This window comes from Dellaglioa sp. CoH-56-MRSF-12, from assembly GCF_056782075.1.
The window spans coordinates 1-15,707 of sequence record NZ_JBXAYD010000007.1; the positions used below are offsets into that span (position 1 = coordinate 1).

Here is a 15,707-nt window from a genome sequence, read left to right on the forward strand (position 1 = left end):
TTATTTGCGATATTCATTATCGCCTCAATAGCACTTATTAAATATATCAGCTTTCTTTTTCTTGGTCAAGTCTATTTCTGTGAATATCTCTTAATTGTTGGCTTATCCAAAAATCCATTTTATCATCTATTGCTTTAAACCCTGTATCTATAGACCTATTTGTCCAATAATATTTATGTTTTATTTTAATACCTGTACTTTTAAGATTACTATTTTGTTTAGTAAAATTTCTAATTGAAAAACTCATTTTACTGTTATATTCATCAATATCAATAATCCTAACCGTAATTTTTTCATTTATTTTTAAATAATTCAATATGTTATCCACATAACCGTTATGGCATTCCGAAATATGGATTAAGCCTTGAACTCCATCCGCAATTGTTACAAAAGCACCATATGATTGAATACCTGTTATAGTTCCTACAATAATTTGTCCAATTCTATATTTCATTTATACTCCTCAATCTTTCGGTAAAAACGGCCAAAATAAAAAGGACTTTCATCCTCTTTATTTTGTTACTATCATATCTTCAATTACAATTGGTTCAACTGGTTTATCTTGCATAGCTGTTTTTGCACCCGCAATTTTATCAACAATGTCCATTCCACTAACAACTTGTCCAAATACTGTATGATGAAAATCTAACCAAGGAGTTCCACCTTTTTTATATTCTACGACTACCTCTTCAGGATAATTTGCATCCTTTAATTGTCCAATCATCTGTTCAGGAACATTCGAATTTTGGACAATAAAAAATTGACTACCATTTGTTGATGGTCCAGAATTAGCCATCGATAAAGCACCTCTTAAGTTAAAAAGTTCAGAAGAAAATTCATCTGCAAACGATTTACCCCAAATACTTTCACCACCCATTCCAGATCCTGTTGGATCACCAGATTGAACCATAAAATCAGAAATCACTCGATGAAAAATAACGTCTTTGTAGTATCCATTTTCTGAAAGTCCAATGAAATTTTCTACCGTCTTAGGTGCTTGTTCTGGAAATAATTGAATCGTTATATCACCGTAATTCGTAATCATTTTAACTTTTGGTCCAACTACATGTTCTAAGTCTAATTGTGGGTATGTCATAACTATGTTCCTCCTATTCAAACTTTATTGATTCCATTGTACCCAATTTCACTCTATTTTACTATTACTTTATATTTTTTATGCGTTATACTATTATAATGCTATTAAATGGAATGCTAGGAGACTGTTATGACAACAAATGAAATATTTGATATTACTATCATTGGTGCCGGACCCATCGGACTATTTACTTCAACTTATGCGCACATGCGCCAAGCTAAAACTCAAGTTATTGAAAGTCTTCCCGACATTGGTGGACAAGTTGGTACATTATATCCAACGAAAAAAATATATGATATAGCTGGATTCACTGGCATATCAGGTGAACATCTAATTAAGGAACTTTCAAGGCAAGCTCACCAATTTGACTTTGACGTTAAATTAAATGAGACCGTCTTAAATTTCGAAAAAGAGAATGATATTTTTAGGATTCAAACTTCTAAACGGGTTACATATAGTAGAACAATTATTATTACGGCTGGAATTGGTTCTTTTCAGCCACGTAAATTAAATATTGCTAATTCAGCAACATTCGAGAATGAATCATTATTTTACAATATTAGTGACCTTTCTAAATTTTCTCATAAACAAATTGCTATTGCTGGCGGTGGTGATTCTGCTATCGATTGGGCAAATGAGCTATCGAACATTACAAAACAAATTCATATGATTCACCGTCGAGATAACTTTAGAGCTCTAGAGTACAATGTCACAAAACTCAAAAAAACTGATACTATATTTGAAACTCCCTTTTCGATACAATCACTTTCTAAAAAGAATGGTCGCCTTGAAATTTTGCTAAAACATTCTAAAAATAATCTTAATAAAACGATAATTGTTGATAATTTACTTGTGAATTATGGCTACTTATCCGATAATAAAATTATTAATGCTTGGGGTATAAATATGGATAAGAAACTAATCTCGGTAAATTCTGAAATGGCAACTTCCATTCCCGGTGTTTTTGCCGCAGGAGATATTGTTTCATACCCTGGTAAAATAGCACTAATTGCTTCAGGATTTGGTGAAGCACCGACTGCCGTAACTAGTGCCCTAAATTTTATAAACCCAAATATTAATCGAACTATTCATAGTACGCAACTAATGAATCCACATTATTAAAAAAATAGAACTTAAGGGGTATTTAATATTATGTCTGTCATAAACTTTTTTATAGATTTTGTTTTACATATAGACACACACTTGATTAGTATTGTGAACAACTTTGGAAATTGGACCTATCTTATCTTATTTTTTATTATCTTCATAGAAACTGGAGCGGTTATTTTACCTTTCCTACCTGGTGATTCACTTTTATTTGCAGCTAGTGCTCTAGCAGCAAATTCAATTTATCATTTGAATATTTGGATATTTGTAATCCTCTTTCTTGCTGCAGCGTACATGGGAGACTCACTAAATTTCTTTATTGGAAAAAAAGTAGGGAACTCAATTTCAGATCATTCATTATTTAATAAAATGATTAGCAAAGATAGTCTCGATAAAACAGAACAATTTTTCAATAAACATGGTGGACCCGCAATTATTTTAGCAAGATTCATGCCTATTATTCGTACGCTTGCTCCCTTCATCGTTGGTGGTAGCGGATTTAAGTACTCTCGCTTCTTACGCTTTAGTCTAATTGGCGGATTTGCATGGGTCACCATTTGTTGTTCTGCTGGATTTTTCTTTGGAAACATTGCAATCGTACAGGAACATTTTTCTTTAGTCGTATTGGGAATCATACTAATTTCCTTAATTCCAGCTGTATTTAGTGGTATTAAGTCAAAATTAAGTAAATAACTAGCTATTAATATCCCACCCTTTCTATCTTAATCTAATAAAAAAACGAGACGCCATTTTCACTGGTGTCTCGTTTTTTTAATTACTACGTTTAATTTCTCTCTTACCAAAGTAAATACCAACTAAAAAGAACATCTCAATTAGACAAAAGACCATTAGAAAACAAATCATAAAAAAATTTTCTGGTAATGCCAAAATGATTGGATCTAGTTTAGGATTAAATATCCAATCATTATTTCTAAACACGAGCTCATGAAATAGTATAAAATAATGATCAAAATTAAAGAAAAGTAAAAATACACTAAGAAAAGGAACAGTAATAGCCATCTGAAAAGGTCTTACCAATTTCCATAATTCCTTTTGTTTTGTTAATTGACCAATAAATATTATTGCAATAAATCCTAAAATTAAAAAACAACCATAATTAAACTGCACCAATTGTTTAACATCATGATAATGTTGCATCCCATTATATGATGAAGGCAATATCATTTTTACTTTATTTACCCAAGGATAGTTAAAATAGTCTAATAAATTATTATAATCAGACATTAATTCTGATTGGTTTAACCCAACAATTTTATTCAAATGTGATTGCTTGATAAAAATTTTATAAACAAACGTACTATTAATTACCAATATAATAGAAAAAGAGACAATCGCTAGATATAAACTTAGCCACTGTCCCATTTTTTTAACGCGCTCTATCATTATCAAAGTCCCAATCATCAAGTGAATCCAATTGAATAGTTGGTTGAACTTTTTTAGATGCCACTAAGTTTTTTGTTGAAACGCCCGTATAGACTAACATTGTATCAACCCCAAAGTTAATTCCGGCTTTAATATCTGTCATGTAGTTATCTCCAACCATCACAACTTCACTTTTCTTCAAGCCAAGTCTTGATAGGGCTTTTTCCATGATGATAGTTTCAGGTTTACCAATATAAGTAGCTTCTTGTTGTGTTGTACATTCAACCATCCTTACCAGCGATCCAGCACCAGGAAGTAGTCCACGTTCATTCGGAATATTAGTATCAGCATTTGTTCCAATAAATTTAGCACCACGTTTGATTGCTAAAGTTGCCATTTCAAATTTATGATACGTAACATCGGAATCTAACCCAACAACAACATAATCAGGCGTCGTTTCCTCAATAATAAATTTTTTATCCATAATTGCTTTCTTTAATCCGTTTTCACCAATAATATAAACACTTCTTTTATCAGGGTTTAACGCATCTAGATAATCTGCAGTTGCAAGTGCCGCCGTATAGACTTCTTTCTCAGTTACATGTATATCAAAATTATTTGCTAAATTATTGACAACATCAGCTGGTATTTTAGTCGTATTATTAGTCACAAATAAAAATGCAATATTTCTTGCTTGTAGAGACTCGATAAATCGTTTTGCTGCCGCAATTTTTTCTTTTCCTCGATAGATTGTACCATCTAAATCAATCATATAACCTTTATATGCCATTATTATCACCTTGCCTATTTAATTATGCTTTATCTTTTTGCCTAATTACAAATTCGTGTTTCTTTGTTCGTTTTGTTGCCGTTTTTAAATTATTTTTTTGTGGTTTTACTGGTTTAGACTTGTTTAATGGTACTTTAGTTTTTTTATTTTTTATTTGATATTTTTTTTCAGTTGTGTGCGCCCTTACTACAGGTTTTCTTTTCTTACCAACTGGTTTAACTGTTTTTTTACGTTCTTTAGGATTAGAAATTGGTTCAGGTTTTTGAATTTCCAAATTGTGCAACACAAAATAAGAACATCCAAAATTACAATATTCATATAAATAATCTTCAAGAGTATCGATACATTGTGACCGATATGCCTTTTTATTCTCGGTTTTATAAAAACCTCTTAATCGAAGTTGATCATATCCCCAGTCTCCAACAATATAATCATATTTCGTTAAAATTTGGCTAAATCGTTCCGTTAATTTTTCAATTTCAAAACCATCTCTATAATTGGAAACAAGATCATATGGACGGTTATCGATTAGTACTCGGGTTTCACTCTGTCGAACAACATCACTAGCATAAGCTTTAATTTTTTCTGCTTTTATTGCAAGTTGCTGTTCTCTCTTTTCTTTCTGTGCTTGATTCAAATCTCAAACCTCCTTTTACAACTTTAGTCATACTTCATTATACAGAAAATTCTAGTTTTAAATAGTCCCCAACGTAATCTCTTAAAAATTTCTTGCCATTTATCGAAATTTCTCCGGTTATTTCTATGGTTGGAAAAAACGGTATATACATAAAATGATCAACTGTTGCAATAGTATAATATGCATCCAAGTCAATTTTTTCGTTATGATATATAAGGTCCCCATTTTCTTGTTCTACCAGTCCATCAATCACTACTTCACCAAATAATTGGCCTCTAAAACCCATCCCTTTAATTGGGAATTTCTTAAGAAATGAACTATTCTTTTTAATTTCTTGTACTAATCGCCATAGATTATAACCAGTTAATTTAGCAGTAATAACCCGCATTGGGTGTGGCAGTGTTTGATGCAGGTCATTTTTTGTTACAAATCCTTTTTGTAAATTTTTCAAAAATAATCCACCATTTAACATTGCAATATCCGTTTTTGTACCCGCTTCGATGGCTTTCAATGATGTCTGCATTAATGCTGAATTTTTAGTCCATGATGCTTCTAAATCTTCAGGCAATTTTGCAACAACTTCAGATGTTAAAATTTTTTCTCCGCGTAATCTATATTCTGCTATTTCGTCTTGGTCACTTATAACTTCTGCTAAACTTTCTGTTTCAATTACTTTAGCAACTTCTTTTCTAATTTTATGATTTTCAAGTTCAATCGCTACTTCGCCCACGTACATCCCCCACTTACCAGCTGCGGCCAATAATGATTCATTAACTTTTTCACCGGATTTCAATAAATGATGTGTGTGGCTTCCTAATACAATATCTATCTGAGGATACTTTGCAGCTACTTTTCTATCTACAGGTAAACCTAAATGTGATAACAAAATAATAACATCTACTTTACCTGCTATTTTTTTTAAAAGTGAAGGTAAAACGGTATCAATTTGATTAGATTCCCAACCATTCATCTCATACGTCATTGGAAATGGTGCTGTCAAGGCAATTATTCCAATTTTAGTTCCAGCTGCAGTTTCCATTATTTTATATTCTTTGGCCCATGCAGGACGATTATTAACTTCTCCATCTACCACGTTATCAAGGATAATGTCGAATTTTGCATTATCATATAAATGTTGTAATTGGCTTCGCGAATTACCAATACCTTCATTGTTACCAATTGTCGCTGCATCATATGCTACAGTATTCATTAATTCAATATTGGCTTTGCCATTTGTAGCTTCCGACAACGGGTGCACACGATCAATTGCATCTCCAATATCAAAAGTTAAAACAGTTTGATTTTGTTTTTCAAGCTTTATTTTTTCAGATTGTAAAAATCGCCTAATTTTAGGCCAATTTTCTAAATGTGAATGAATATCATTTGTATGTAAAATCGTTATTTTTTCCATTAGTTTATATCCACCTTATTTTGATTATTTACTGACTTTCTTTTCACTAACTATATTATTATGGTTGTCCTAAAGTTCTTTTCTAACCATCAAATTCCTAATAGGTGGGTTCAACATTATTAGTTATACTATATCCTATATTATACTGCTTACCGTGTCCAAGTGAATTTATATGACCCTTTACAAAAAATAGCATGCAGAAAATAGTATTGCTCGCGCTGAAATTAACTATTAAATTGTAATGTTTTTAGAAGCAAAATCAAACAATATTTTCAACAATTACTTTTAATTTGTGCCCTAAGTATACAAAAAAAGACCCTCACACGTGGTCTTTTCAGCAAAAATTTAATTTTCCATCTTCATTTGAACACTTTTAATAACATAGAGTACAATTAACCAACCAATTGAAGCAATCAGCGCAATTAATGTATCAGGTTTTAAGCATAGCACAATACCTACAAAAGTTAGAAATAATAGAATTAAATAATTTGTAACAGGAAAGAAAGGCATTTTAAATACTAGCATTGATTCTGTTTTTTCTAGTTTTATTTTTCGTCTATACTTCAAATGTGCAATTACAATTGCTCCCCAAATGAACAAGAAACAAGTCGTTGCAATACTTGAAATAAATGTAAATACCGATTCAGCCATAAACATATTCAGTACGACTGAAATTGCAATCACAAGAGTCGAAAATTGTAATGCAAATGCAGGTACTTGATTATGTGATAACTTACTAATTTTTTTAGAAAATTTATTTTTTTTATTATAATTAAGCGAGAACAACATTCTACCTGTACTAAATAAAGACCCATTACAAGCTGAGGCTGCAGCTGTAATTACAACAATATTAATAATGCTGGCTGCTGATTTTATCCCTATATTTTCAAATACTTGAACAAATGGACTTTGTGATTCCGAAATCATATTCCAAGGATAAATCGCCATAATTGCCAATAATGATCCTACATAAAACAAAATAATTCTTAAGGGTATTTCATTAATTGCTTCTGGGATAACCTTTGTTGGGTTTTCAGTTTCTGCAGCTGTTAATCCTACCATTTCAATACCGACAAAACTAAACAGTACCATTTGAAATGACAAAATAAATCCTTTAATTCCTTGGGGGAAAAATCCACCGTGACTTACTAAATTCGTCAAACTGGCATGCCCAGCTGAAGTTTTAAAGTTTACCACTACCATATACACGCCAATACATATCAACACAATAATGGCAATAATTTTAATGAGTGCAAACCAAAATTCTGTTTCACCGAATAATCCCACTGTAACTAAATTTATTCCTAAAAGAATAAGGAGCATAACCATACCAGGAATCCATTGCGGCAAGTTAGGAAACCAAAATTTCATATATAACCCGACTGCGGTAATTTCTGTCATTGCAATTGTTACCCAACAGACCCAATATGTCCATCCAGCAACAAATCCAACCTTTTCACCTAGATATTCATAAATAAAATCAATAAATGAATGTGCATTCACATTCGATAACAGTAATTCACCTAACGAACGCATTAAAAGAAAACATGCAATTCCGGTAATAATATATGCCAATAAAATAGATGGCCCAGCCAAATGAATAGATTGACCTGCTCCCAAGAATAAACCAGTCCCAATTGTTCCACCAATTGCAATTAATTGAACATGTCGACTTTTTAATCCTCTAACATGCTGATCTTCTGAACTTTTTTCTGCCATTAATATCAAACTCCCTCTATAGTAATTAAGTAGATTATACATGACACATGTTAATTTCTAAAGAAATTATTCTTTTTATAATTAAATAAAAAAAGCGACTCAAAATATGAGTCACTTTACTTATTATTAAAGTTGGCCTTTATCCACTTATCTAACGTTTTAACAAAGCTCTGAAATAGTTCTTCACCCTTTAGTGATGGGAAATCACCTAATAGTACTTCATCAACTTGTTTACTACCTTCGCCATGTTTCTGTAAAATCAAAATAGATTTACGTGAATTAGCTGAACTAAATAATTCCACAGGTAAATTGAGCATACCTTGAAGATATGCATTTGATTGAATGTAAACGAGTAATTTTTTTGCTTCCTCTGTTTCAAATAAACCAGTAGGAACAAGGTATATGCCAAAACCGCCATCATTTAAGTATTTGATTGATTGTTCTATTAATAAATGATGTACATATGAATGACCTTCAGTTGCATGTGTAGCAAAATGGGTAACTCTTTCATCTAGAGGGTAATAACCAATTGGTAAATCAGCAATAACAACATCAGATTTTTTTACAATTAGGTCATCAACCGCATCTTGGTGAAATAATTCTAAATTTAAGTGTTGTAATTGTCCACTTAACCCTGCAATTGATAACATTGTATCATCATTATCAATCCCGTATGCTTTTGAAATCTCAAACTTATCAGCAGCCATTTGATTCAAAATCGTCGTCAGTAAGTTCCCTGATCCCACTGTAATGTCCAATAAACTAAACGATTTTTTTGTACTTATTAATTTTTCTAATACAAATGCAACTAAAAATCCAATTGTATCTGGTGTTATTTGATGATTAGGTTGAATACTTTCTTGTCTTGTTGCCTTCAATAAAACTAACTGTACAACTTTACGTACATCTTCTGACGATAAGGCATTCAAATTCATTTTTTTATAAATCTGATTCAAAATTTTTACATCTTGCTCACTTGGTAATCCATCTTCTACGTGTACAGATTTATTATCTAACAAATTATTGCTAGTCTCAATAAATGCGTCCAAATAAGTGATTTCTAAACTTTTTTGTAAAATATCAATTGTTTCATTAATCTGATTAAAGTTCATTTCTATTTCTTCTAATGACATAAAATCACTCCTTGAATTTATTTGCTCGTTTCAGTTTAACGATTTTTAATTCTCAATTCAAGTTAAGTTTCTTTTTTATCATTTTTCTGAAAAAGAATATCGATTACCATTCTTCAAAATAACCTGATAGGCTCCTTTTTGATATTCAACAACACCATAATTATAAGTATATTTTTCTTTTAGATTTTTTGCTTTTTGATTTAAAATAGTCATGTTTTTCATAGTTTCTGCTTGATTATATTGGCATATTTTCTGATAACTAGTGAATTTTGCTTGGAAATATATCAGTTGTCCCAATAACAAACCAATTAATAACATTAAACAAAATATGGCTGATACAACTAAATGTCCGTTTAATAATTTGATTTTTCGCATCTTAATCCTTTTTTTCCATAGGTATTACCAATTTTAAAGTCTTATTTTGGTGTTCTTGTTTGATTTTTAAAAATAGAATTGGTTCATCGTATGCCACCGAAAATGATTTCACATGATATAAAATTGGTATATGACCTCCTGAAAATCCAATAAACTGTATCATTTCATTATGCTGACTAAGATAGTAGCGAGCTCCTGTCTTATTATTTTTTAATGAAATTGTATATTGACCAACATCTATTATCTTCAAATCTAAGTGATCTGACTCCAATAATCCGATACATTGCTGTAACGAAAAATCTCTATCTCCGCTAATTTCTTGGTGTTCATTTGTACATAAGTGCCAACATGTTGTCATTAGACTAAGAGAGATGATAAATATACCTAATGCAATAATAGTTTCTAACAAAGAAAAACTTTTCATTGCAATTTAATACTTGTTAAATCATTTTCAGACTTAATTCGAATTTCAGACATAGTAGCACATTGTAATTCGCCATCAACTATTTTTGATAATTTACTTGTCGGATGAATGACTAATAATTTACTGATTTCTTTCAGATTTCTTGTAGTTGTTGTTTTATGATTCCAATAATCTTCTTGTTTCTGTAATGTGTGATTGGTCTGTACATATAATCCAAAACCTGATGCGACAATAGTTAAAGTCATAATAGCGTCAGCTAACACAATTCCTGACATTTTACGCACGTTATTCGACATCCTTTCTAATAAATTGACCCCACCCAATTTGAAATACTATTTTTTGATTTCTATTTGGTAATGTGGATTTAAAATTAACTGTTTTACCAGTGATTTGCCCACTTTTATTTATTTTTATCGTTACTCTATTTTTAACTGTCACAGTCTTCGGATAGTCTAATTTAATTTTACTATTGCCATTAATAATGGTCATTTTATCATCATTAAAATTAATACTATTAGGCATCCGATTCATCGGTGCCTCTACCACTGCACTTTGCCAAAGTTGTTCAAAATTTTGCCAAAATTGTTTTTCTTTAGATATCGCAAGTACTTGATCCATTGGCCCCATTAGCAATAGACCACAAATACTAGTAATTGCCAACGAAATAAGCATTTCAAATAAACTAAATGCTTTAAATTTAGTTTTCTGTTTTAACAACATTATTCGAGATAATAATATGATTATCTTTTGCTTCCTTTTCTTGCTTTTCAGTTAAATATTTTTCCGAAACTAAATCAGCAAAATTTATCGATTTATTATGCGTTTCATTTTCATACAAATCAACCTGCGTTTGGACGACGCTAACTAACGCTTCATCATTAACCCGTTTAGCACCTGCTCTTTGATGTCCAATGTTAGGTAATATAATCAACATTAGAAGTGAGATAATAAATAAGACACATAGCATTTCAACAAGCGTAAATGCTTTTAATTTTTTTCTATTTTTTTTCATTGAATTTCCTCCATAGTTTGATACATAGGTAATAATATTGTTAAATACAACCCAACAATACAGGCCGCTACAATTATGAATGCAACTGGCTGTACATAAATCATGATTCTTTCGACAGATGACTCAAATTTACGATAAGTTAATTCCGAATACATTAATAATTCTTGGCTCATCACATCTAACGTATTACCTTTTGCGAGAAATGTCGTTATCTCATTAGGAAATAAAGGACTTTTATCGATCATTTGTTTTGTACTCCCACCATTTTCAAAATGATTCGTTAACTGTTTACCTAACTGATATAGTAAAGATTTTTGATCAAATTGATTTAAATAATCACATATTTTATTCAAATTTAAACCACTTGCTAAAAGCAGACCCAAATTAAATGTTAAATAATAATGACAATAATCCCGATAAATTTTACCTACTATGGGGACCTGACAATACCAAACATGCCTGTTCATCGTACTTTGTTTTGAAACACGAATGATAATTTTTATGATATATCCGATAAATAGACTAATTACGACAGAGATAATACTCTTCATTAAAATCATTTTAAAGTTAGAATTTGATGACGCACCTAACTGACTATAATTTATTTCAGGCAAAATAAATTGTTGGATTCCGATATATAAGACAACCAGTAATCCCATCAGAATCATTGGGTATTGCATGAGTTGCTTTAACTGTTTCTTTTGTTTTACTCTAACCGTCATCAATTTTCCGAGTTGTTTAATACTTTTATTTAATCCGCCATATTTTTCAGAAATCGTAATTTGATAATACGAACTTTTTGAAATATACGGCTTGATACCTGTTGAGAAGGGTTCACCACTTCTTAACTTGGATTCAATTTTTTGAATATCTATTTTCCCAACTGGAAATAATTTAGTCGCCGTTGTTAAAGATTGCCTGAGCGAAAATCCCGAATCTAATAAGTCTGCCAAGACTTCGAAAAATTCACTTTGTTTTTGAATTGACCATTTTCTTCTATTTAAAATTATTTGCTGTTTCAATTGTAATAATATTTTTCTTAATACATTGATCAAGGTTATCATGCCACCTTTCTAAAGCTATTTTTTGATTAAATGTTCCTTCAAGAACAGACTCTAACTTTTGACCTGTTAATATATCAAATAGTACACCGCTTCCACCTTTCGTTGTTTCAATTAATCGCTGATAACTTACTGCCTGTAGCGTTCTATTGAGATCATCTCGACTAACGCCAAGATTTTCAAGTCGTTTAATTGTTCCTACTGCATTTCTTGCATGTACGGTACTTAAAATTAAATGACCACTCATTGCAGCTTTAATTGCAGCATTGGCAGTGACTTCATCCCTGATTTCACCGATAATAAAAATATCAGGATGGTGCCTCAATCCAACTTTTAATAATTCCGCATATGTCATGTTTGCTTTATCATTAACCTGTAATTGAATAAAATTAGGATTTTGAATTTCAACTGGATCCTCAATAGTTAATATTGTTCTTTGATTCTGAATCATTTCAGCCAGTTGGTACATTGTCGTTGTCTTACCTGAACCCATTGGACCTGAGAATAAAATTAGCCCACTGGACCCACATGCATTTATCAACTGCTGAAATTGATTTGGTAAAAGTTGAAGTAACGGTACATCGGTATTCGAATAAATAAATCGTATAACAATCGATTCTCTACCTAAAAAATCGCCAACACTCGAAATTCGGCAATTTACCTTTTTATGTTCTATCTGCCATTGAAAAGTCCCAAACTGCGGCCGCCTAGTTTCGCTCAGAATCATATTTGCCTTAAATTTAAGAAAATTATTCATTTGTATCATCTTTTTTTCTGAATATACATTAAGGCTATGATAGTTATTCAACGTTCGATACTTAACTAAGCATCCCTTGGCACTTGGAATTATATACATATCACTTGCTCTGTTTTTAACACATATTTTAATCATTTCTTGTATTTCTGTTTCAATCATCTCAATATCCCTCCTTTCCATATATTTAAGTACGCAAAAAAAGCCAAAACATTTAATTTTGGCTTTTCATATTTTTATATTTAATTAATTTCTAACTTTTTAAGATGACTTATCTCTTTATTATAGAGAGTATCTTAATCTTCGTCTGCAATATCACCAGCATGGAACACTTCTGAAACATCATCATTTTCTTCCAATGCATCAATCATATGATGGAATTGTTCAATTTTATCTTCCGGTACTGGTACTAGATTTTGAGGAATCATTACTAATTCAAATGTATCTAATTTGTATCCCTTTGCTTCTAATGAAGCACGTACATCTGGTAAATCTTTTGAATCTGTATAGATTTCAAATAATTCTTCTGATGTTTTCAAATCCTCAGCACCAGCATCAATAACATCTTCAAACATAGCATCTTCATCAGTATCTAATTCTTCACGAGAAATAACGATGTAACCTTTACGATCAAACATGTAATTAACTGAACCTGTTTCTCCTAAATTTCCACCATTACGTGTAAATGCAATACGAACTTCTGAAGCAGTCCGATTACGATTATCCGTCAAGGTATGAACTAAGATGGCAACGCCACCAGGTGCATAGCCTTCATATGTAATTTCTTCATAATCTGCACCTTCTGAACCAGACGCTTTATCAATAGCACGTTTAATATTATCTTTTGGCATATTTGCAGCTTTAGCTTTATCAAGCATCAAACGTAATGAGGGGTTCGAATCGGGATCAGGACCACCACTTTTTGCAGCCATGTAAATTTCTCTCGATAATTTTTGGAAAATTTTACCACGTTTAGCATCTTGTGCATTTTTACGACCTTGGATGTTATTCCATTTTGAATGTCCTGACATAATTCCCTACCTCTTTCCGAAATGTTTCTGAATTTTTACTTTTAACCGTTTATTATGATATCAAAATAATAGCTTAATATCAACCTTCTTCACGAGAATAGGACTGAACTAGTTTTCTTTAGCTTTTTTGTGCCGATAGTACATTAAAATTAATATCGTCAAAATTACACCTGTTGTTGCACCAATTGTATCAAGTAAAACATCTTGGATTAAGGGCGTTCTGCCACCTGTAAAACTTTGGTGAATTTCATCAAGTCCTGCATATAGCGCTGCACAAGCAACTGCAATAAGCCCACTGTAACGCCAATACTTAATTTTATTTTTCACTCCCAAGAATATGAAGCTAGCCATAAAGAAATATGTCATAAAATGAGCAGTTTTACGGATGAAAAACTCAACTAATTTAAAATAACCAACATGGTTAAAACTTTCATCTGCTCCAGCATAACTAAATGAAATATGTGACAACATACTTTCAAATGGTTTACCAGCTAAATACTTTTCTAAAAAAGGAATAGATGTCTGCTGCTTGTACGTTTCCGAAGAACTAATAAACAGAATTACAATAATTAATAAGGCTAAAACAAAGTAAATATTATTTTTATTTTTCATAAAATTTCCCATCCAAGTATAATAAAAACTTGATTTTCCAAATATAATTTAGAAAACCAAGTTTTTTATTATATTATTTTGTTGAAGAACGCTTAATTAAGCCATATGGTAATTGGATTGTTTTTTCACTAACTTCTTCTTTATCCATTAATTTTGTTAATAATCTCATAGATACAGCCCCTAAATCGTATAAAGGTTGTGTTATTGAAGATAATTTGGGTCTAACAATCTCAGTCAATTTTGAATCATTACTTGTAATAATTTCAAAATCTTCGGGTACACTCAAACCAGCATCTCGAGCACCATTCAAAACACCAACAGCTAATTCATCATCACCAACAAAAGCAGCAGTTGCATGACTTGAAGAAATTGCTGGCCATAAGGTTTCGCCAGCTCGATATGAATAATCTGTTTCAAAAATTAAGTCTTGATCAAATTTTATTCCGGCTTTTTCAAGAGCTAATTTATAGCCTTTTAGTCGGTATTCGCCATTAATGGGTTCATCCATTGAACCTGAAACAAATGCAATACGTTTATTGCCATTATTAATTAGATCCGTTACTGATTCCATTACAGCTGCAATATAATCAATATTAACACTACCTAATTCTCCAGTAGGATCAACTGAACCTGAAAGGACAACTGGTGTACGACTTCTCTTAAGTTCAGCACGTAATTCATCAGTAATTTGATTTCCCATAAAAATAATACCATCAACTTGTTTAGCTAATAATGTATTTAATACTTGCACTTCTTTTTGACCATTTTGATCAGAGTTAGCTAAAATAATATTATATTTATACATTGTTGCAACATCATCAATTCCACGAGCTAATGATGAAAAGTAAATATTAGTTACATCGGGAATAATAACCCCAACTGTTGTCGTTTTCTTACTTGCCAATCCTCTAGCAACAGCATTAGGTCTGTAATCAAGTCGATCAATAACTTCCAAAACTTTTTTTCTTGTTGCAGGTTTAACGTTAGGGTTACCGTTAACCACACGTGAAACAGTTGCCATTGAAACAGCTGCTTCTCTTGCTACGTCATAAATTGTAATTGTTTGTTTATCCATTAGTATTATTTCCTCTCATTACTTAAATATCAAGTTTTCATTCCGTTTTCAAGCACTAGAATAATTTAGCAAATTTTTAAGACAATT

The 15,707-nt window shown here is 31.3% G+C and carries 20 protein-coding genes; 2 read left to right on the plus strand and 18 right to left on the minus strand.

All coding sequences use genetic code 11. The features are described 5' to 3' along the window. Positions 1 to 46: 46 nt before the first annotated feature. Complete coding sequence (locus AC1RPY_RS07020; RefSeq protein WP_481761807.1) at positions 47 to 454, minus strand: CvfD/Ygs/GSP13 family RNA-binding post-transcriptional regulator; 408 nt, start codon at positions 452 to 454, stop codon at positions 47 to 49. Between the two features lie 57 nt (positions 455 to 511). After that, a complete protein-coding gene (locus AC1RPY_RS07025) occupies positions 512 to 1,096 on the minus strand; it encodes a peptidylprolyl isomerase (protein WP_481761808.1) in 585 nt (194 codons plus the stop codon). A gap of 129 nt (positions 1,097 to 1,225) precedes the next feature. On the opposite strand from AC1RPY_RS07025, the gene AC1RPY_RS07030 reads away from it, so the two are divergent. Both AC1RPY_RS07030 and AC1RPY_RS07035 read left to right on the plus strand, forming a co-directional pair. After that, a complete protein-coding gene (locus AC1RPY_RS07030) occupies positions 1,226 to 2,218 on the plus strand; it encodes an NAD(P)/FAD-dependent oxidoreductase (RefSeq protein WP_481761809.1) in 993 nt (330 codons plus the stop codon). Positions 2,219 to 2,257: 39 nt separating this feature from the next. Next, positions 2,258 to 2,896: a VTT domain-containing protein gene (locus AC1RPY_RS07035; protein WP_481761861.1), complete on the plus strand. Its 639-nt coding sequence runs from the start codon at positions 2,258 to 2,260 to the stop codon at positions 2,894 to 2,896. 78 nt (positions 2,897 to 2,974) lie between these two features. Here the strand turns inward: AC1RPY_RS07035 and AC1RPY_RS07040 are convergent, their stop codons facing one another. The 16 genes from AC1RPY_RS07040 to ccpA all read right to left on the minus strand — a co-directional run bounded on the left by AC1RPY_RS07040 (position 2,975) and on the right by ccpA (position 15,620). After that, complete coding sequence (locus AC1RPY_RS07040) at positions 2,975 to 3,607, minus strand: TIGR01906 family membrane protein (protein WP_481762413.1); 633 nt, start codon at positions 3,605 to 3,607, stop codon at positions 2,975 to 2,977. Further along, complete coding sequence (locus AC1RPY_RS07045; RefSeq protein WP_481761811.1) at positions 3,591 to 4,376, minus strand: TIGR01457 family HAD-type hydrolase; 786 nt, start codon at positions 4,374 to 4,376, stop codon at positions 3,591 to 3,593. Before AC1RPY_RS07045 ends, AC1RPY_RS07040 begins: the two co-directional genes overlap by 17 nt. Positions 4,377 to 4,398: 22 nt before the next feature. Further along, positions 4,399 to 5,013, minus strand: coding sequence for a YutD family protein (locus AC1RPY_RS07050; RefSeq protein ID WP_481761812.1), 615 nt, complete (start codon positions 5,011 to 5,013; stop codon positions 4,399 to 4,401). 37 nt (positions 5,014 to 5,050) lie between these two features. After that, the gene (locus AC1RPY_RS07055; RefSeq protein ID WP_481761813.1) at positions 5,051 to 6,424 is read right to left on the minus strand and encodes a bifunctional metallophosphatase/5'-nucleotidase; all 1,374 of its coding nucleotides are present in this window, start codon (positions 6,422 to 6,424) and stop codon (positions 5,051 to 5,053) included. A 345-nt stretch (positions 6,425 to 6,769) separates the two neighbouring features. Then, the gene (locus AC1RPY_RS07060; protein ID WP_481761814.1) at positions 6,770 to 8,143 is read right to left on the minus strand and encodes an amino acid permease; all 1,374 of its coding nucleotides are present in this window, start codon (positions 8,141 to 8,143) and stop codon (positions 6,770 to 6,772) included. A gap of 116 nt (positions 8,144 to 8,259) precedes the next feature. Beyond that, a complete protein-coding gene (locus AC1RPY_RS07065; RefSeq protein ID WP_481761815.1) occupies positions 8,260 to 9,276 on the minus strand; it encodes a class I SAM-dependent methyltransferase in 1,017 nt (338 codons plus the stop codon). Positions 9,277 to 9,354: 78 nt separating this feature from the next. After that, complete coding sequence (locus tag AC1RPY_RS07070; protein WP_481761816.1) at positions 9,355 to 9,651, minus strand: hypothetical protein; 297 nt, start codon at positions 9,649 to 9,651, stop codon at positions 9,355 to 9,357. Between the two features lies 1 nt (position 9,652). Further along, entirely contained in the window at positions 9,653 to 10,060 is a 408-nt protein-coding gene (locus tag AC1RPY_RS07075; RefSeq protein WP_481762194.1) for a competence type IV pilus minor pilin ComGF, read from the minus strand. Between the two features lie 11 nt (positions 10,061 to 10,071). Then, positions 10,072 to 10,359 (minus strand): hypothetical protein, encoded by a 288-nt coding sequence (locus tag AC1RPY_RS07080; RefSeq protein ID WP_409022756.1) that lies wholly within the window; start codon positions 10,357 to 10,359, stop codon positions 10,072 to 10,074. Position 10,360: 1 nt separating this feature from the next. Further along, entirely contained in the window at positions 10,361 to 10,795 is a 435-nt protein-coding gene (locus AC1RPY_RS07085; RefSeq protein ID WP_409022757.1) for a prepilin-type N-terminal cleavage/methylation domain-containing protein, read from the minus strand. Beyond that, positions 10,773 to 11,087: a competence type IV pilus major pilin ComGC gene (comGC, locus tag AC1RPY_RS07090; RefSeq protein ID WP_409022758.1), complete on the minus strand. Its 315-nt coding sequence runs from the start codon at positions 11,085 to 11,087 to the stop codon at positions 10,773 to 10,775. The genes AC1RPY_RS07085 and comGC overlap by 23 nt, the downstream gene beginning before the upstream one ends. Continuing rightward, the gene (gene comGB, locus AC1RPY_RS07095) at positions 11,084 to 12,142 is read right to left on the minus strand and encodes a competence type IV pilus assembly protein ComGB (protein WP_481761819.1); all 1,059 of its coding nucleotides are present in this window, start codon (positions 12,140 to 12,142) and stop codon (positions 11,084 to 11,086) included. The genes comGC and comGB overlap by 4 nt, the downstream gene beginning before the upstream one ends. After that, complete coding sequence (gene comGA, locus AC1RPY_RS07100) at positions 12,084 to 13,064, minus strand: competence type IV pilus ATPase ComGA (protein ID WP_481761820.1); 981 nt, start codon at positions 13,062 to 13,064, stop codon at positions 12,084 to 12,086. The genes comGB and comGA overlap by 59 nt, the downstream gene beginning before the upstream one ends. A gap of 134 nt (positions 13,065 to 13,198) precedes the next feature. Next, the gene (locus tag AC1RPY_RS07105; protein WP_481761821.1) at positions 13,199 to 13,933 is read right to left on the minus strand and encodes a YebC/PmpR family DNA-binding transcriptional regulator; all 735 of its coding nucleotides are present in this window, start codon (positions 13,931 to 13,933) and stop codon (positions 13,199 to 13,201) included. Positions 13,934 to 14,041: 108 nt separating this feature from the next. Continuing rightward, positions 14,042 to 14,545, minus strand: a complete 504-nt coding sequence (locus AC1RPY_RS07110) for a VanZ family protein (RefSeq protein ID WP_481761822.1) — start codon at positions 14,543 to 14,545, stop codon at positions 14,042 to 14,044. Between the two features lie 73 nt (positions 14,546 to 14,618). After that, positions 14,619 to 15,620 carry a catabolite control protein A gene (gene ccpA, locus AC1RPY_RS07115; protein ID WP_409022763.1) on the minus strand — a complete coding sequence of 334 codons (1,002 nt, stop codon included), beginning with the start codon at positions 15,618 to 15,620 and terminating at the stop codon, positions 14,619 to 14,621. Between the last annotated feature and the right edge of the window lie 87 nt (positions 15,621 to 15,707).